The organism is Flavobacterium sp. FG139 (assembly GCF_057809695.1).
In genome coordinates, this window is sequence record NZ_JBMDKL010000001.1 from 122,027 (window position 1) to 139,737 (window position 17,711).

General features: G+C 34.8%; 17 protein-coding genes. 14 read left to right on the plus strand and 3 right to left on the minus strand.

Features of this window, described 5'->3' with window-relative positions; translation table 11 throughout:
• Positions 1–70 precede the first annotated feature (70 nt).
• The 4 genes from pfkA to ACODSI_RS00595 all read left to right on the plus strand — a co-directional run bounded on the left by pfkA (position 71) and on the right by ACODSI_RS00595 (position 3,521).
• A complete protein-coding gene (gene pfkA, locus ACODSI_RS00580; protein WP_488914888.1) occupies positions 71–1,057 on the plus strand; it encodes a 6-phosphofructokinase in 987 nt (328 codons plus the stop codon).
• Between the two features lie 102 nt (positions 1,058–1,159).
• The gene (gene gap / locus ACODSI_RS00585; protein WP_488914889.1) at positions 1,160–2,161 is read left to right on the plus strand and encodes a type I glyceraldehyde-3-phosphate dehydrogenase; all 1,002 of its coding nucleotides are present in this window, start codon (positions 1,160–1,162) and stop codon (positions 2,159–2,161) included.
• A 73-nt stretch (positions 2,162–2,234) separates the two neighbouring features.
• Entirely contained in the window at positions 2,235–3,086 is an 852-nt protein-coding gene (locus tag ACODSI_RS00590; RefSeq protein WP_488914890.1) for a BadF/BadG/BcrA/BcrD ATPase family protein, read from the plus strand.
• A gap of 63 nt (positions 3,087–3,149) precedes the next feature.
• Positions 3,150–3,521 carry a methylglyoxal synthase gene (locus ACODSI_RS00595; RefSeq protein WP_488914891.1) on the plus strand — a complete coding sequence of 124 codons (372 nt, stop codon included), beginning with the start codon at positions 3,150–3,152 and terminating at the stop codon, positions 3,519–3,521.
• Between the two features lie 60 nt (positions 3,522–3,581).
• On the opposite strand, the gene ACODSI_RS00600 is transcribed toward ACODSI_RS00595, so the two are convergent.
• On the minus strand, positions 3,582–3,962 hold the full coding sequence (locus ACODSI_RS00600; RefSeq protein ID WP_488914892.1) for a RidA family protein: 381 nt from the start codon (positions 3,960–3,962) through the stop codon (positions 3,582–3,584).
• Between the two features lie 11 nt (positions 3,963–3,973).
• Positions 3,974–6,727 carry a putative LPS assembly protein LptD gene (locus ACODSI_RS00605; protein WP_488914893.1) on the minus strand — a complete coding sequence of 918 codons (2,754 nt, stop codon included), beginning with the start codon at positions 6,725–6,727 and terminating at the stop codon, positions 3,974–3,976.
• Positions 6,728–6,810: 83 nt separating this feature from the next.
• On the opposite strand from ACODSI_RS00605, the gene ACODSI_RS00610 reads away from it, so the two are divergent.
• The 8 genes from ACODSI_RS00610 (at position 6,811) to ACODSI_RS00645 (ending at position 15,872) form a co-directional block, all read left to right on the plus strand.
• Positions 6,811–7,977, plus strand: a complete 1,167-nt coding sequence (locus tag ACODSI_RS00610) for an N-acetylmuramoyl-L-alanine amidase family protein (protein ID WP_488914894.1) — start codon at positions 6,811–6,813, stop codon at positions 7,975–7,977.
• Positions 7,978–8,010: 33 nt separating this feature from the next.
• Positions 8,011–8,964, plus strand: a complete 954-nt coding sequence (locus tag ACODSI_RS00615) for an MlaD family protein (RefSeq protein WP_488914895.1) — start codon at positions 8,011–8,013, stop codon at positions 8,962–8,964.
• Between the two features lie 12 nt (positions 8,965–8,976).
• Positions 8,977–10,305, plus strand: a complete 1,329-nt coding sequence (locus ACODSI_RS00620; protein WP_488914896.1) for a 4Fe-4S dicluster domain-containing protein — start codon at positions 8,977–8,979, stop codon at positions 10,303–10,305.
• 81 nt (positions 10,306–10,386) lie between these two features.
• Positions 10,387–10,833, plus strand: a complete 447-nt coding sequence (locus ACODSI_RS00625) for an LNS2 domain-containing protein (protein ID WP_488914897.1) — start codon at positions 10,387–10,389, stop codon at positions 10,831–10,833.
• A 75-nt stretch (positions 10,834–10,908) separates the two neighbouring features.
• Positions 10,909–11,700, plus strand: a complete 792-nt coding sequence (locus ACODSI_RS00630; protein ID WP_488914898.1) for a (Fe-S)-binding protein — start codon at positions 10,909–10,911, stop codon at positions 11,698–11,700.
• A gap of 4 nt (positions 11,701–11,704) precedes the next feature.
• The gene (locus tag ACODSI_RS00635; protein WP_488914899.1) at positions 11,705–12,319 is read left to right on the plus strand and encodes a hypothetical protein; all 615 of its coding nucleotides are present in this window, start codon (positions 11,705–11,707) and stop codon (positions 12,317–12,319) included.
• 56 nt (positions 12,320–12,375) lie between these two features.
• Complete coding sequence (locus ACODSI_RS00640) at positions 12,376–12,858, plus strand: ABC transporter ATPase (protein ID WP_488914900.1); 483 nt, start codon at positions 12,376–12,378, stop codon at positions 12,856–12,858.
• 14 nt (positions 12,859–12,872) lie between these two features.
• A complete protein-coding gene (locus ACODSI_RS00645) occupies positions 12,873–15,872 on the plus strand; it encodes a serine hydrolase domain-containing protein (protein WP_488914901.1) in 3,000 nt (999 codons plus the stop codon).
• On the opposite strand, the gene ACODSI_RS00650 is transcribed toward ACODSI_RS00645, so the two are convergent.
• Positions 15,848–15,997 (minus strand): hypothetical protein, encoded by a 150-nt coding sequence (locus tag ACODSI_RS00650; RefSeq protein ID WP_488914902.1) that lies wholly within the window; start codon positions 15,995–15,997, stop codon positions 15,848–15,850. The genes ACODSI_RS00645 and ACODSI_RS00650 overlap by 25 nt on opposite strands.
• A gap of 104 nt (positions 15,998–16,101) precedes the next feature.
• Between ACODSI_RS00650 and bshA the strand changes: the two genes are divergently transcribed.
• Positions 16,102–17,244 carry an N-acetyl-alpha-D-glucosaminyl L-malate synthase BshA gene (bshA, locus tag ACODSI_RS00655; protein ID WP_488914903.1) on the plus strand — a complete coding sequence of 381 codons (1,143 nt, stop codon included), beginning with the start codon at positions 16,102–16,104 and terminating at the stop codon, positions 17,242–17,244.
• A 2-nt stretch (positions 17,245–17,246) separates the two neighbouring features.
• Complete coding sequence (locus ACODSI_RS00660; protein WP_488914904.1) at positions 17,247–17,669, plus strand: protease complex subunit PrcB family protein; 423 nt, start codon at positions 17,247–17,249, stop codon at positions 17,667–17,669.
• The last annotated feature ends 42 nt before the right edge of the window (positions 17,670–17,711 follow it).

Here is a 17,711-nt window from a genome sequence, read left to right on the forward strand (position 1 = left end):
TGATATGTGTAATTATATCGCATTTTGTATGGGTATTCTTTGCTAAATTTACATTTTAAAACATAAAAATATGTCAAAAACGATAAAAAAAATAGGTGTCCTTACATCAGGTGGAGATTCGCCTGGAATGAATGCAGCTATTCGTTCTGTGGTTCGTACATGCGCTTACTATAATATTGAGTGCGTTGGAATTTACAGAGGTTATCAAGGAATGATTGAAGGTGATTTTAAAGAAATGGGACCACGTTCGGTAAACAATATTGTAAACAAAGGTGGTACAATTTTAAAATCGGCTCGATCTAAAGAATTCATGACCATAGAAGGTCGTAAAAAAGCCCATGAAAATTTGGTGGCTGCCGGAATAGATGCTTTAGTAGTGATTGGTGGTGATGGGTCTTTTACTGGAGCAGAAGTTTTTAATAATGAATTTGGTTATCCAGTAATGGGAATCCCTGGAACCATTGATAATGATATATTTGGTACCAGCCATACGTTAGGCTTTGATACTGCTCTAAATACAGTAGTAGAATGTATCGATAAAATTCGTGATACTGCCAGTTCACATAACCGACTTTTCTTAGTGGAAGTTATGGGTCGCGATGCGGGTCATATCGCTCTTAACGCCGGCATTGGCGCTGGAGCTGAAGAAATTCTCATTCCAGAAGAGGATATGGGATTGGAGCGTCTTCTAGACTCATTGCGAAGAAGTAAAGCTTCGGGAAAATCGTCTAGTATCGTTGTCATTGCAGAAGGCGATAAAATTGGTAAAAATGTATTCGAATTGAAAGATTATATCGAAGAAAATTTTCCAGAATACGACATTCGCGTATCCGTTTTAGGTCACATGCAACGCGGTGGGTCACCGTCATGTTTCGACAGAGTTCTTGCTAGTAGGTTAGGGGTTAAAGCCGTGGAATCTATTTTGGAAGGAAAATCCAATTATATGGTTGGAATGTTAAGCGATAAAGTGACATTAACACCACTGGAACAAGCCATAAAAGGACATTCTGAAATTGATAGAGAATTGTTGCGCGTATCGGATATAATGACCACTTAATATTGAAACTTGCTTTAGGCTCGATGCTTTAAGCTAACACAAAAATAAAATAATACTAATCGGCATACAGCATAATGCTTAGTGCCTAAAGCTTTAAAAAAAATGTCAAAAGTAAAATTAGGAATCAACGGATTCGGAAGAATTGGAAGAATTGTTTTTAGAGAAACATTTAACAGAGATAACGTAGAAGTTGTAGCTATCAACGATTTATTAGACGTTGATCACTTAGCTTATTTATTAAAATACGATTCTGTTCACGGTCGTTTCAATGGAACCGTTGAAGTAAAAGAAGGAAAATTATACGTTAACGGTAGAAATATTCGTATCACAGCTGAAAGAAATCCTGCAGATTTGAAATGGAATGAAGTAGATGTTGATGTAGTTGCTGAATGTACTGGTATTTTTACAACAATTGAAACAGCAAACGAACACATTAAAGGTGGTGCTAAAAAAGTAATCATTTCGGCTCCATCTGCAGATGCTCCGATGTTTGTAATGGGAGTGAATCACTTAACAGCAAAAGCTACTGATTTGGTAGTTTCCAATGCTTCTTGTACTACCAACTGTTTAGCGCCTTTAGCTAAAGTTATTCACGATAATTTCGGAATTGTAGAAGGGTTAATGACAACGGTTCACGCTACAACCTCTACACAAATGACAGCCGATGGACCCTCAAGAAAAGATTGGAGAGGTGGACGTGCAGCTGCAATTAATATCATTCCATCATCAACTGGTGCTGCAAAAGCGGTGGGTAAAGTAATTCCTGAGTTGAATGGAAAATTAACTGGAATGTCTTTCCGTGTTCCTACTGCCGACGTTTCTGTGGTAGATTTAACGGTTAAAGTAGCTAAAGAAACTTCGTATGAAGAAATTATGGCAGTATTGAAAAAAGCTTCTGAAAACGAAATGAAAGGTATTTTAGGATATACAGAAGATGCTGTGGTATCTCAAGATTTTATTTCAGACAAAAGAACTTCAATCGTTGATGCAACTGCTGGAATTGGTTTAAATTCAACGTTCTTCAAATTGGTTTCTTGGTACGACAATGAGTATGGATATTCAAGTAAATTAATTGATTTATCAGTTCACATTGCGGGACTATAATATATAAAATCAAATCCCGATGGCTTTGCAATGAGTTGTCGGGATTTTTTAATTAACCAAACCAACCAAACCAATGAAATTATTAGTTGATAGTGGATCTACTAAAGCCGATTGGATAGCAATAGACGAAAACGGAAAAGTATTGTTCACAACACAAACTTTAGGACTAAACCCAGAAGTTTTAGATAAAGAGGAAATTATCAATCGTTTAGAAGACAAATTTGATATTTCTCACAACAAAGACAAAGCAACGCATCTATTTTTCTATGGTGCTGGCTGTGGAACGGATCGTATGAAAGACTTTCTTACGATTGTTTTCCAAGAGTATTTTTCAAATGCGGCTGTTTCTGTTCACGAAGATACCTATGCTGCAGTATATGCCACAACTCCTAAAGATGAAGAAGCTATTGTTTGTATTTTAGGTACGGGATCTAATTGCAGCTATTTTGATGGAAAAGTATTGCATCAAAAAGTACAATCATTAGGCTATATTGCTATGGATGATTGTTCTGGAAACCGCTTTGGTCGCCATTTATTAAGAGGCTATTATTTCAATAAAATGCCAAAAGAATTGGCACTGGAATTTGAAGAAGAATACAATGTTGAGCCCGATGCCGTAAAACATAATTTGTACAAAGAGCCCAATCCAAACGCTTATTTAGCAACTTTTGCAAAGTTTTTAATCAAACATAAAGATACCGAATTTTGCAAACAATACATTTATGCTGAACTAGAAGATTTTGTTGAAAATTACATCAAACAGTTTGATAATTGCACCACAATCCCAGTTCATTTTGTAGGTTCTATAGCTTTTTATTTGAAAGAGGAATTGGAAGAAATACTATCGAAACACGGAATCAATGTGGGCAATGTTTTAAGACGACCGATAGACGGTTTGATTGCGTATCACATCTTAAATAAATAATTTTAAGCCTGAAAATACTATTTTTCAGGCTTTTTTTATAAACTTTGCTTTAAAATCTAATTAATGGAAATCGCAATAATAGCCCACGACGGAAAAAAGGCTGATATGGTTCAGTTTTTAAATAAAAACAAGGAAATTCTTCTCAACGAAAACATAAAACTTATTGCCACTGGAACTACGGGTGGCAAAGCAGAAGCTGCTGGTTTTAAAGTAAAAAAAATGCTTTCGGGCCCACTAGGTGGTGATGCTCAAATTGCGGCTCGTGTAGCTGAAGGAAAAACGAAAATGGTCTTATTTTTTAAAGATCCAATGTCAAACCATCCACACGAAGTGGATATCAACATGCTCATTAGGGTTTGTGATGTGCACAATGTGCCTTTAGCCACTAACGAAGCCACAGCTCAGTTGCTGTTAGAAGCAATTGCCACTAAGTAATAATTATTGAATAAAAAAAAAGCCTCAAATAAATATTATTTGAGGCTTTTTTTATGTAATTTATTTAATAGCTATCATCGAAATTTCAACGTTCACATTTTTGGGTAAACAAGCTACTTGAACGGTCTCTCTTGCAGGTGCCGTTTGTTCATCAAAATAGCTGCCATAAACCGAATTGATTCGGGTAAAATCTCCCATATTCATTATAAAGATAGTCGTTTTTACAACATGTTCAAAAGTCATGTCGGCTGCTTCTAAAACCGCTTTCATATTTTCCATGACTTGTTTGGTTTCGGTTTCAATATCATCTAAAACCAATTCCATGGTAACTGGATTTAAAGCGATTTGTCCAGAAGTGTATAAGGTATTTCCAACTAAAACAGCTTGATTATAGGGGCCAATTGGAGCAGGAGCTTTGTCTGTAAAAATGATTTTTTTCATAAATTATCTTTTTATCGTAATGTTCTGTCAGGTTGCGTACGTTTATCCCACTTGATATCTTTAAGAACACCAGCTTTAATTCCGATGAAGAATCCCCAATAGGAATTGGTTCCAAATGGATTCCAATTAAAACTCATGTTCCAACTTAATAAATCTCTATTCAAACGTATTTGAGTGAAGGAAACCCCATGTTTTACAAAATCATAACCGGTTGAAACCCCAATTTTCCATTTCGGAGTTAAATCGGTATTGGCAGAAATCATTACCGAGTTACTGGCTATCTTCCTTTCGCCAGCAATATTGGAATATGTTAATGAATACGCAAAATTTAAGTCCCAAGGAATGACGGCATTATAAAACCCCGAAAAGGAATCGGTATCATCATCTTTTTGAATGTTCTGACTTTCTCTACTGTCATTCAGTTCGGTGTTGCTTCCAAATAAGTCGTCTTCTCGACCACCATTTTGAGAACCTTGTACATTCTTTTTCTTTTTTTCCGACTTTGAACTAGAAACTGCATAGTTGATGGTCATGTTGGCACTAGTCATTCTAAACAATCCGCCGCCATTATCAATATTAAAAGTATTAATACGAGTTTTATTGTCTTTACCTAAAGCATACGGATCTAGGGTAGCGGCAAAGTTCACGTTCATTTTTTGTTTGAATAATAAAGTACCACCGCTAACTCTCATTGGTGACCATCGCAAGGAATCGGCAGCCAAATCATAACTTGTAGAAAGATTAAAGTTGTTTAACAACATTACTTTTTTGGGAGCTGTTGCAGTAGAATCTTTATCTCTAACTTTTGCTTCAAAGGTATTACTTAATGTAAAGCCAACATTATTGGAGTAGGTTTTACTAGGAACGCCATAAATACCTCCTTCAAAACGGGTATATTCAGCTCTATTTCCACTGGCATCCATAGCATACGTGTCGTAATATTTGGAAAAACTTGGTACGTAACTGTGTGAAATAGAAGGACGCATTACGTGTCTAATGGCTTGGATTTTATTTTTTTTACCAAAATCATATGTTCCATAAATAGTTGTTCCAATACTGCTAGAAAAAGAATATGTTCTAAAAGCATCAAAACCATTAACGTCTGTAGAAACAACTGTTCCAGTAGGAGTTGCTGGAGGTAATGATGTGGTTACAAAATCTTTTCGAATGGTTTTTAAATACCAAACTTCATTGTAATTTATAGAAGTTGAAGCACTAAAAAATTTAAAAATTTTGAAATTCGTGCTTAACGGAATGGCATGTTGAAATCCGGCTTTTGCGCCACTAAACATTTCTTTTTTAAAGAAAAATTCGTCTGTAGTCTGGATTTGATTTTCTCCTTTAAAACTGTATTGTAGATTAATGTTTTTAATAAATCCTTTTTTAATGCCATCTTTTGGTGCAAAAGGAAAAATTCTGTCCACACTCAATTGCATGTTTGGCAACGTCATGTTGATTTTTTTGGTTTGTGTATTTTGCGAATGTGTTGCAGAAATAGACATGTTTACAATAGGTACACTGTTAAATGTTTTTGAAAACGAAACAGACGAACTTAAGGTATTGTTTAGGGTTGATCCTATATTTGCCAAATTGATAGACTGTTGGAAATACTGACTACTTCCCAGGTTAACAGAAGCCGAAAATCTTGAATTTGGATTCGATTTAGGATCTTTGGTATGCGACCATTGAATGTTGTAAATTTTATTTTTGGCATAATCAGGATAACCTCGTTCACTAGTAATAAGGTTTTCAAAACGAATGTTTATGGTTCCATTATACTTATATTTATTGGCATAACTGGATTCAAACCGCGTGGCGTAACTTCCGTTGGTATAGTAATCTCCCATTATGGCCAGATCGTACTTATCGCTTAAAGCAAAATAATATCCGCCGTTTTGTAGGGCATAACCACGAGTATTATTTTGTCCAAAACTAGGTGGGATAACGCCTGAATGACTTTTTTCGGTCATAGGAAAAAAAGCAAATGGAAGACCGATTGGTGTCGGAACATTTTCTATGTATAATAAAGTTGGACCAATAACTACTTTTTTTCCAGGCACAAATTTCATTTTAGAAGTCCAAAAATAATATTCTGGATCTTCAATATCCTTGGCTGTTGTGATTCGGGCACCTTTCATAAAGTAAACCGAATCATTCTCTTTTTTAGATTTTTCCGCTTTAATGTTGAGTTCTTGTTGTGAGGTTCTAGAATTCCAAACCAATGCTTTTTTAGTTTTGTAGTTGAATCGGATAGAATCGGGTTCAATTACGCTCGAACCTTGTTTGAAAACGGGTAGTTGTGTATAATTTCCGGCAGTGTCTTTCAGTCGTCCAGCATAAACCTCATTTTTTTCATAATCAAAAACGATAATACCCGATTTTAATTCGTAATCTAAATAGTTTAATTCTGCGCCATCATATAAAGTAATCAACTTTTTCTTTTGGTCAAATTTGGCATATTTTTTTGCGCGATATTTGACTTTTCCTTCTAAAACCGATTTCATTTTAACGGTATCTTTATCTTTAGAAGTACTTTTTGGTACAGTAACTTTAGTTAAACTTTCCTTGATTTCAGTATCGTTTTCGGTCTTAATCGTTTGATTTTTAATAGGAATAGCAGTTGCTTTTTTTGGGCCTTCTTGAGCAAATATAGGAAAGCTTCCTATTGTTAGGAAATATGCTGATAAAACGATATAAAATAAGTTTGTACGCAAAGGTTTAAATGCTATTTTTGTAAAAATATGGCTTGATTTTTGACGAGCCAAACTTACATATTATTTTTTGTCAAAAATAGAGAAATAATAAATTTATAACCTTGCTGTTTTAATTAAAATTAACGTTTATACATATGGTTCTTCTAAATAAACTCAAACAGACTCTTGCAATTGGGATTTTTGCGTGTAGTACTTTGATGTGTGCACAAAACACTAAATTCAAAGTAACACTAGATGCGGGTCATGGTGATCACGATTTTGGAGCCGTATACAACGGACATATAGAAAAAAATATCAATTTAGGAATCACTCTTAAGGTGGGTAAAATACTTGAAAAAAATCCGGGTATTGAAGTTATTTACACCAGAAAGACAGATGTTTTTATCGATTTAGTGGAACGTGCTAATATCGCCAATAGAGCCGATGCTAATATTTTTGTGTCCATTCACTGTAATGCCAATAAAAATACAGTTGCCGATGGTACTGAAACGTATGTGATGGGGATGTCCAAAATTGCGTCCAATCTAGAAGCGGCAAAGCGAGAAAACTCGGTAATTACTTTGGAAAAAGATTACAAACAAAAATACCAAGGATTTGATCCAAACAAGCCAGAAACTTTTTTAGGAATGACTTTAGAACAAGAAGAATTTATGTCAAATAGTATTGCTTTGGCTGGAAAAATTCAAGATCATTTTGTTCAAGATTTAGGAAAGAAAAGTAGAGGAGGCGGTGTAAAACAAGCGCCATATATGGTTTTGCACAAAGCCTATATGCCTAGAGTTTTAATCGAAAATGGTTTTATTTCTAACCCAGTTGAAGGCGCAAAACTTGACTCTGAAGAAGGGCAACAAGAAATTGCAGAAGCGATTGCAAAAGCGATTGTGAGTTATAAAAAAGAATTTTTTGATGGAGAAGATTCAGATAAAGTGGAAGACAAACCTTCGTTACGAGTTGAAGATAAGCCAACAAAAACAGTAACTGAGCCAAAAAAATCGGATACTATTGCTAAAAAGAATGATGTTAAGAAAACGGAAGATAAATCAACCGTTAAAGGAGTTTCTTTTAAAATTCAGATATCAGCTAGTGGTACTAAATTAGAATTAGTTCCCAGTAATTTTAAAGGTTTGAAAAATGTTAGCTGCGTTAAAACTACAATTTATAAATACATGTATGGTGATACCACCAATTATGAAGAAGCTAAAAAATTATTACAAGAAGCTAAATCAAAAGGCTATGAATCGGCTTACATCTTAGCATTTAAAGATGGGAAAAGCATCGATGTTAAAGACGTTATCAAATAATATGCTATTTTTGCATAACTAAAATTCACTATTTTGAAATTATCAAGAGAAATAAAAACAGCCATACTAGTAATTGCTTCAATTCTATTGTTTATATGGGGTTATAGCTTTTTAAAAGGAAGAGATCTTTTTGTAAATTACAAAACCTTATATGTTGAATACGGCAATGTAGAAGGATTAGCAGTTTCAGCACCAGTAACAATCAATGGTTTGGTTGTTGGGAAAGTGAGCAAAATCACCATTGATAATAACACGGCAAAGATTAAAGTGGAAATGCAAATTAAATCGGATTTCCCAATTAAGAAAACGAGTGTTGCAGAAATTTATGCTCCAAGTCCAATAGGTGGTAAAGAGATTGCCATTATTCCTTCTAAATCAGGTGCCGATGCCGTTGATGGAGATGTGCTTACAGCATCCAGTAAGTTAGGTTTGACTGACGAATTAGCCAAACAAATTGAGCCACTAAAAGACAAAATCACCAAATTATTAGACAATGCCAATGTAATGTTGGAAAACGTCAATCAAGTATTGGATACTAAATCTAAAGAAAATCTTAGAAAAAGTTTAGCCGATTTGAGTGAAACGATTGCTCAATTTAAAGCAACAGCAACCGATGTTCAGTCGATGGTAGCTCAAAATAAAACGAAGTTAAACGGAACATTAGCCAATGTTGAAAAAGCATCTGCTAATTTCTCTAAAGTTTCCGATTCTCTTGCCAAAATTAATATTGGAAAAACGGTAAAAACTCTTGAAAAAACTTTAGCCAACGTTGATAAAATGATGGGTGATATGCAAGCGGGTAAAGGAACTATGGGCAAATTAATGAAAGACGATGCTTTGTATACCAACTTCACAAAAACGTCTAAAGAATTAGAGTTGCTCTTGCAAGATTTAAGATTAAACCCTACACGTTATGTAAATGTTTCCCTTTTTGGCAAGAAAAACAAACCTTACGTAGCTCCTGTTAACGACTCGATTAAAAAGTAAACCTTATTTTATATGAACTTTTTAGATAATATTTTCTTCGCGATACTATTAGTAATTGGATTTGGATATTTTACGTTAAATGTAAAAAAACTGATCCGCAATATCAAATTAGGTGCAGCTGTAGATCGTTCTGATAATTCTTCGGCACGATGGAAAAATATGGCAATGATTGCACTTGGTCAATCTAAAATGGTAAAACGACCAATTGCAGGGGTACTTCATATTATTGTTTATGTAGGTTTTGTAATCATTAATATTGAATTACTTGAAATTATTATTGACGGACTTTTTGGAACCCACAGAGTTTTTTCTTTTTTGGGAAGTTTATACAACATTCTAATTGGTTCTTTTGAAATATTAGCATTTTTGGTTTTGGTCGCCGTTTTGGTGTTTTGGACCAGACGAAATATCATCAAACTAAAAAGATTCATCAGTAAAGATTTGGAGGGTAGTCCAAAAAAAGACGCCAATATTATTTTGTATTTTGAAGTCGTTTTGATGTCGTTATTTCTATTGATGAATGCGTCCGACTTTTGGTTACAACAAGCAGGAGTGTCGCATTATATTCAGGCAGGATCTTTTCCAGTGAGCCATTTCATTTCTCCTATTTTTAATGGAATGAACGAAGGAACAGTAATGCTTTTAGAAAGAACATTTTGGTGGATGCACATTGTTGGAATCTTATGTTTTTTAAATTACTTGTATTTTTCCAAACACCTTCATATTCTTTTGGCTTTTCCTAATACCTATTATGCCGATTTGAACCCGAAAGGACAATTTGATAATCTGGAAAGTGTAACCAAAGAGGTTAAATTAATGATGGATCCTAATGCCGATCCTTTTGCCGCAGCACCAGTGGATGAAAATGCAGTTCCTAGTAAGTTTGGCGCCAGTGATGTCATGGATTTGAATTGGGTACAATTATTAAATGCCTATACCTGTACTGAATGTGGTCGTTGTACCTCGTCTTGTCCAGCTAATCAAACTGGAAAAAAATTGTCACCACGAAAAATCATGATGGATACCCGCGATCGTTTAGAAGAAGTGGGAAGAAATATTGACAAAAATAAAGGTGTTTTTATTCCAGATAATATCTCCTTATTGAATGATTACATTACTACAGAAGAACTTTGGGCGTGTACCTCATGTAATGCATGTGTGGAAGAATGTCCTGTAAATATAAGTCCATTGTCCATTATTATGGACATGCGTCGTTATTTGGTTATGGAACAAAGTGCAGCGCCACAATCATTAAATGCGATGATGACCAACATTGAAAATAACGGAGCTCCATGGCAATACAACCAAATGGATCGACTGAATTGGAAAGATGAAAATTAATTAAAATAAAATAATAAATTCCCATATTGTGAGGCTTGGGATTTTGTTTTGAATGAATGTGAACTATTAAATTTTAAAAAAATGAAAGCGGAAGACATTGACAAAACCTTGCAAACAGTTACTGAAAACGGACAACATTTGAGCCCGATTTTACCAGAAGGAGTAAAAAATTATTTAATTGATATTGACGGAACCGTTTGTGACGACATTCCTAATGAAGAGCCTGAAAGAATGTTAACCGCCGAGGTGTATCCTGATGCATTGGTAACACTCAATAAATGGTATGATGAAGGGCACATCATATTCTTTTTTACATCAAGAACGGAAGCGCATAGAGAATACACTGAGCGTTGGTTAAAACAACACGGATTCAAGTATCACGGAATTCTTTTTGGTAAACCACGTGGCGGAAATTACCATTGGATTGATAATCATTTAGTAAAAGCCACTCGTTATAGAGGTAAGTTTACCGATTTAATCGAAAAAGAAGTTACCATCGAAGTATTTGACGATGGACAACATGAATAATGTTAAATATAAGATTGTAGATATTGGATGTTCAATAATATCTAATTTCTGAAATCTAAAATCTAAAATTAAAAGATGTCAGAAGTATTAAAGGTGCCAACAATGGCAGAAATGTTAGCTCAAGGCAAACAACCCGAAATATTATTTTGGGTAGGATGTGCAGGTAGTTTTGACGATAGAGCCAAACGAATTACCAAAGCATTCGTTCGAATTTTAAATCGAGCTAATGTCGAGTTTGCAGTATTAGGAACAGAAGAAAGTTGTACTGGTGATCCTGCAAAGCGTGCTGGAAACGAATTTTTATTTCAAATGCAAGCCATGATGAATATCGAGGTTTTAAATGCTTATGAAGCTAAAAAGATTGTAACAGCCTGCCCACATTGTTTCAATACACTAAAAAATGAATATCCAGAATTGGGTGGCAAATATGAAGTAGTTCACCACACCGAATTTCTTAAATCACTCTTAGATGCAGGTAGATTAACTATTGAAGGTGGACAATTTAAAGGAAAACGCATCACGTTTCACGACCCTTGTTATTTAGGAAGAGCTAATAATGTGTATGAAGCTCCGAGAGACTTAATTCAAAAATTGGATGCCGAATTGGTAGAAATGAAACGTTCTAAAGCTAACGGACTTTGTTGTGGTGCCGGTGGTGCTCAAATGTTTAAAGATGCAGAAAAAGGCGATAAAGAAATCAATATCGAACGAACCGAAGACGCATTGGAAACCAAAGCCGAAATCATTGCGGCTGGATGCCCATTTTGTAATACAATGATGACAGACGGTGTAAAAGCCAAAGAAAAAGAATCGGACATTAAAGTATTTGATATTGCCGAATTAATCGCTAACGCACAAGATTTATAAAAAAATGAAAAAAACGATTTACACCTTATTGCTTTTTGTTGTATTTGTCAATGCTAATGCTCAAGACATCATAGAAACGGTTACTAAAGAAGTATGTTCTTGTATCGATGCCAAAAAATCAACACTAGATGAATTAACTCCAGATAAACTCAAAGTCCAATTGGGATTGTGTATTTTATCTAGTTACACAAATCATGAAAAGCAAATCAAAGCCAAGTATGGAAATGTTATGGAAAATGAAGCTGCCATGGATAAATTTGGTGGTGATGTTGGTGTTAAAATGGTAACCGTTTGCCCTGAAACCCTTATGGCAATTGCCGGTGCTGCTGGTGATGACACTGAAGAAGTAGGGAGTAATACTCCTGAGGTTTTAACCGTTGAAGGTAAAATTACTGAAATTAAAAACGAACAATTCACTTCTATTCTAGTAAAAGATAAAAATTCAAGAGTATACACGTTCATCGTTTTGAATTATTTTGATACCGCCAGTGTATTATCTAATAATGAAATTAAAAAAGACGATGCGGTTTCCATCAGTTATTCAGAAGTGGAATTATATGACAACAAAACCAAAGAATTCCGTTTTTATAAAGTTATTTCAGGAATCGAAAAAAAATAATACTAAATCAACAAATCAAGCAATAGCTTTTGTTGAAACTTTTTTAAATAATTATCATGTACATACCATTTGAAAATTTACCAGAAGATTCCAGAATTTGGATTTACCAATCGAGCAGAAAATTCTCAGATGAAGAAGTAGCAGACATTGAAAATGATTTGGTAGAATTTCTAACCAATTGGAGTGCCCATGGAACTTCTTTAGAATCCTCATTTCAAATTAAATACAATCGATTTATCATCATAGCTGTAAATCAAGAAGTTCAAGCTGCAACTGGATGTTCTATTGATGCTTCAGTCGTTTTTATTCAAAACTTAGAACAAAAATACGGCATCGATTTATTGGATAAAATGAACGTGGCATTCAAACAAGGTGAATACATTACGTATAAAACCTTATTGGATTTTAAAAAGTTAGCTAAAGATAAATCAGTATCAGAAAATACTATTGTATTCAATAATCTCGTTAATACCATAGAAGAGTGGAAAGAAAATTGGGAAGTTCCAGCAAGTGAAAGTTGGCACAGTCGTTTCTTTTAAGCTTTTAATAATCTATGAAAAAAACAATCAACATACTTTTACTAGTACTGGTTTTATCTTTTGTAACCAATTGTGGTACTTCAAAAGTAATTCCTGCAGCTACTACCATTCAAAAACCCGAAATCATTTATGATGACGAAGCCTATGTTCCGGTATTGAAATCGGAACGTAAAAACTTTTTCAAAGATTCGAATGCAGAAACCCAATGGGTGGATAGTATTTACAATCAAATGAGTTTTGATGAAAAAGTAGGACAATTGTTTATGGTGGCTGCTTATTCTAATAAAGACTCCGTTCATTTTAAAGAAGTAGATAAATTAGTTGCCGACTGTAAGGTTGGTGGATTGATTTTCTTTCAAGGCGGTCCGGTGCGTCAAGCCAATTTAACCAACCGTTTTCAAGCGGAAGCAAAAGTGCCATTGTTTATTGGAATTGATGCCGAATGGGGATTGAGTATGCGCTTGGATTCTACCTACAAATACCCATGGAATACCACTCTTGGTGCTATTCGCGATTTGAAATTGATTGAAAAAGTGGGTGAGAATATGGCTCAAGAAACGAAACGAATTGGAGCTCAATTCAATTTTGTTCCTGTTTTAGACATCAATACCAATCCTAAAAATCCTATTATTGGACAACGTTCTTTTGGAGAAGATAAAGTCAATGTTACTGAGCATGCTATCGCACTTATGAAAGGCGTGCAAAGCCAAGGTATTTTTTGTACTGGAAAACATTTTCCAGGTCATGGCGATACAGCTTTAGATTCCCATTATGCCTTACCGTTAGTCAATTTTTCAAAAGATCGATTGGAAGTGGTAGAGTTGTATCCTTACAAACGAATGTTTGACGAAGGACTGGTTTCGGTTATGGTAGCGCATTTAAACGTTCCTAGTCTAGAACCCAGAGAAAATTATCCGACTTCGGTTTCTTATAATGTAGTTACCGATTTGCTTCAAGGTGAACTCGGATTCGAAGGTCTGATTTTTACCGATGCACTCAATATGAAAGCGGCCAGTAAATTTATGAAGCCTGGCGATATCGATTTGGAAGCCTTTCTTGCTGGGAATGATATTTTACTGTTTCCTGAAAATGTTCCTTTGGCTATTGAAAAAATATCGGGTGCATACCAAGCCGGATTAATTACTGAAGATCGCCTAGCAAAATCAGTTAAGAAAATATTGCATTATAAATACAAAGCAGGTCTTAATCATTTCAAACCAGTAGAGGTTAAAAGTTTGTCCAGTGATTTGAATACTACTTTTAAAGATGCCTTACAATACCAATTGTATGAACACGCTACAACCGTACTAAAAAATAAAGATAACATTCTTCCGATCAAGAATTTAAATCAAAAAATAGCTTATGTAAAGTTAGGCGACGATGTTAACTCAACGTTTGTTTCTACTCTAAAAAAATATACCGAGGTTACCGAAGTATCGGCAACTACTATCGATTCGTTATTAGTAAAATTAAAAGAGTACAACACTGTTATTATCGGTTTTCACAAATCGGATAAAGCTTGGAAAAAACACGATTTTACTGAAACTGAATTGCTTTGGTTGCAAGAAATTGCCAAAAACAATAATGTCATTTTAGATGCGTTCACCAAACCGTATTCGTTATCTCCAATTGCTAATTTTGATGCTATTGAGGGTGTCGTGATGTCGTATCAAAACAGTGATATTTCGCAAGTTGTTTCGGCCGAATTACTTTTTGGAGCCATTGAAGCTCAAGGTAAATTGCCGGTTTCCATCAACGAAGAATTTAAAGATGGTTTCGGATTAACAACAGAAAAACTCAATGTTCTTGGGTTTACAGCACCAGAAAATGTTGGTATGAGTCCTAAAGTATTGTCTAAAATTGATGCAATTGCCCAAAAGGCTATTGATGGAAAGATGACACCGGGTGCTCAAATTTTAGTCGCTCGAAGAGGGAAAGTTATTTTTCAAAAATCATACGGATACCATACCTATGAAAACACCACCAAAGTTAAAAATTCAGATATTTACGATGTAGCTTCGGTAACCAAAATGGTGTCGACATTACCCAACGTAATGCAACAATACGACCAAGGAAAAGTAACTCTGGATACTAAATTAGGTGACATGCTTCCTTATTTTAAAGGAACCAACAAAGAAACTATTTTGTTCAAAGATTTGTTATCTCATTACGCACAATTACAAGCGTGGATTCCATTTTACAAATCGACTTTAGATGCCGATCAATGTCCATCGAGTATGTATTATAGCACTGTTTCTAAACCCGGATTTACCACTCAAGTTTCAAAAGAGTTGTTCATTCGAGACGACTACCAAGATAGTATTATGAAGCAAATTGCTAATAGCAAATTGTTAGACAAAAAAGAATACAAATACAGCGATTTTACGTTCATCATCTTAAAAGAATATTTAGAAAAAGCTACTGGAAAATCAATCGATGAATTGAGCACTAATAATTTCTACAAAACGTTAGGAATGAACAATACGATGTACAATCCATTGCGAAAATTCGATTTGAGTGTGATTCCTCCAACCGAAAACGATGAGTATTTCCGTTACACCACCGTGCAAGGATACGTACACGATATGGCTGCGGCTATGCAAGGCGGAATTGCTGGGCATGCGGGTATTTTTTCCAACAGCATGGACATTGCTAAAATGATGCAAATGTACCTTCAAAAAGGAAATTATGGAGAAATTCAATATTTTGCTCCAGCAACATTTGATGCGTTTAATACCTGCTATTTTTGTCCTGAAGGCAACCGTCGTGGTCTCGGATTTGACAAACCCCAATTGGGTAAAGAAGGTCCAACATGCGGTTGTGTTTCCATGTCAAGCTTTGGTCATACAGGCTTTACAGGTACTATGGCATGGGCAGATCCTAAAACCGAAATCATCTATATATTCTTGTCCAACAGAACGTTTCCAGGACCAAATGCACCCAACACACTTTCTAAAGAAAACATTCGGGAAGACATTCAAAAGGTAATTCAAGACGCTATTTTAGATAAATAAAATTTGGAGCGACCCGAGCGATAGCGAATTGGCGAAGCAATGGTTTGGGCATTTTTAAAAACCATTTTCCCGCTTTCCATTGCAATAAAAAAAGCCACAAACCCTGTGGCTTTTTTTATTTTCATTACAATCGGGGCTAAAAGGGAAACCTTTTTTGTGTCAGAAAGCTTTCTTAAAAAATAAAATCAAAATCAAATTTTCAGTATCTTCGTAGTTCAAAAAAACAGCAATGAAAATAGCAATAGTGTGTTATCCAACTTTTGGAGGTAGTGGAGTAGTAGCCACCGAATTAGGTTTAGAATTGGCTCGTCGTGGTCATGAAATTCACTTTATAACCTACAGACAACCCGTTCGTTTGGCCTTGTTAAATTCGAATGTGCATTACCATGAAGTAAATGTTCCCGAATATCCTTTGTTTCATTACCAACCCTATGAATTGGCGCTTTCTAGCAAATTAGTTGACATTATTAAATTATACAAAATAGAATTGCTCCATGTGCATTATGCCATTCCACATGCCTATGCCGGCTATATGGCCAAACAAATGTTGAAAGATGAAGGCATCATAATTCCAATGGTAACCACACTTCACGGAACCGATATTACACTGGTTGGTAATCATCCCAATTACAAAACAGCCGTCAGTTTCAGCATCAATAAATCGGATGTGGTGACTTCAGTTTCTCAAGATCTAAAAGACGATACCTATAAATTATTCAACATAAAAAATGAGATTCACGTCATTCCAAATTTTATCGAATTGAATAAGATTAGAAATGAATCCCTAATTTCATGTCAGCGTTCGGTTATGGCTAAACCCGAAGAACGCATAGTGACACATATTAGTAATTTTAGAAAAGTTAAAAGAATTCCTGACGTTATCAAGGTTTTTTATAAAATTCAACAATCCATTCCGGCCAAATTAATGATGGTAGGTGATGGTCCCGAAAAAGAAAAAGCCGAACGTTTGTGTGAAGAATTAGGCATTTCAAACAAAGTAATATTCTTTGGAAACAGCAATGAAATAGATCTTATTCTATCGTATTCTGATTTGTTTTTATTGCCTTCAGAAACCGAAAGTTTTGGATTAGCCGCTTTAGAAGCAATGGCGTGGAGTGTTCCGGTAATATCGAGTAATTCGGGTGGTTTACCCGAAGTAAATTTTGACGGAATCTCAGGATATTTAAGTGATGTAGGTAATATCGAAGAAATGGCCGCCAATGCAATTACCATTTTGAGCAATAATCAAACCCTAACTACGTTTAAAGAAAATGCTTTATCGGTAGCAAAACAATTTGACATTAAAAATATTTTGCCTTTGTATGAAACGTTATACCAAGAAGCTATAAATCATTCTAAACAAACTATTTAATTATGATTAAAAGACTTGCGTTACTGTCACTTGTATTGGTTTTATTTTCGTGTTCTTCAACCAAACAACCTCTAATTTCTGCCGTGAAATATGATGTATTATTCCGAAGCGATTATGGTGGTGCTGGATTTCAATTTTACGAAATTATTTCCGAAAAAGACGAATTCAATATTCTATTAACCGATGATATGATTAAGCCTTATGTAAAAAAAGACGACATTGAAACGTGTAATTTCATTTTGATAAACATGGGTGAAAAAAAATCGGAAGGCTATACCTTGAAAGTACAAAAAGTTGAAGAATTACCCGATAAGATTGTGATTACTTTAAAAGAAATAGAACCCAAAGGTTCAGTGGCTCAAGTGACTACAAAACCGTGTTATGTTTTAAAGATAAAATCGAAGAAACCTATCGAAATAAAATAAAAAAAATCCCGATACTCTCGGGATTTTTTATTTCGATTAATT

Excerpts from the sequence above, each read along its gene's own strand:
- pfkA (WP_488914888.1), top strand. The coding sequence starts at position 71 with ATGTCAAAAACGATAAAAAAAATAGGTGTCCTTACATCAGGTGGAGAT.
- ACODSI_RS00630 (WP_488914898.1), top strand. The coding sequence starts at position 10,909 with ATGTCAGAAGTATTAAAGGTGCCAACAATGGCAGAAATGTTAGCTCAA.
- bshA (WP_488914903.1), top strand. The coding sequence starts at position 16,102 with ATGAAAATAGCAATAGTGTGTTATCCAACTTTTGGAGGTAGTGGAGTA.
- ACODSI_RS00650 (WP_488914902.1), bottom strand. The coding sequence starts at position 15,997 with ATGAAAATAAAAAAAGCCACAGGGTTTGTGGCTTTTTTTATTGCAATG.
- ACODSI_RS00600 (WP_488914892.1), bottom strand. The coding sequence starts at position 3,962 with ATGAAAAAAATCATTTTTACAGACAAAGCTCCTGCTCCAATTGGCCCC.
- ACODSI_RS00660 (WP_488914904.1), top strand. The coding sequence starts at position 17,247 with ATGATTAAAAGACTTGCGTTACTGTCACTTGTATTGGTTTTATTTTCG.
- ACODSI_RS00590 (WP_488914890.1), top strand. The coding sequence starts at position 2,235 with ATGAAATTATTAGTTGATAGTGGATCTACTAAAGCCGATTGGATAGCA.
- ACODSI_RS00620 (WP_488914896.1), top strand. The coding sequence starts at position 8,977 with ATGAACTTTTTAGATAATATTTTCTTCGCGATACTATTAGTAATTGGA.
- ACODSI_RS00640 (WP_488914900.1), top strand. The coding sequence starts at position 12,376 with ATGTACATACCATTTGAAAATTTACCAGAAGATTCCAGAATTTGGATT.
- ACODSI_RS00610 (WP_488914894.1), top strand. The coding sequence starts at position 6,811 with ATGGTTCTTCTAAATAAACTCAAACAGACTCTTGCAATTGGGATTTTT.
- ACODSI_RS00645 (WP_488914901.1), top strand. The coding sequence starts at position 12,873 with ATGAAAAAAACAATCAACATACTTTTACTAGTACTGGTTTTATCTTTT.
- ACODSI_RS00595 (WP_488914891.1), top strand. The coding sequence starts at position 3,150 with ATGGAAATCGCAATAATAGCCCACGACGGAAAAAAGGCTGATATGGTT.
- ACODSI_RS00635 (WP_488914899.1), top strand. The coding sequence starts at position 11,705 with ATGAAAAAAACGATTTACACCTTATTGCTTTTTGTTGTATTTGTCAAT.
- gap (WP_488914889.1), top strand. The coding sequence starts at position 1,160 with ATGTCAAAAGTAAAATTAGGAATCAACGGATTCGGAAGAATTGGAAGA.
- ACODSI_RS00625 (WP_488914897.1), top strand. The coding sequence starts at position 10,387 with ATGAAAGCGGAAGACATTGACAAAACCTTGCAAACAGTTACTGAAAAC.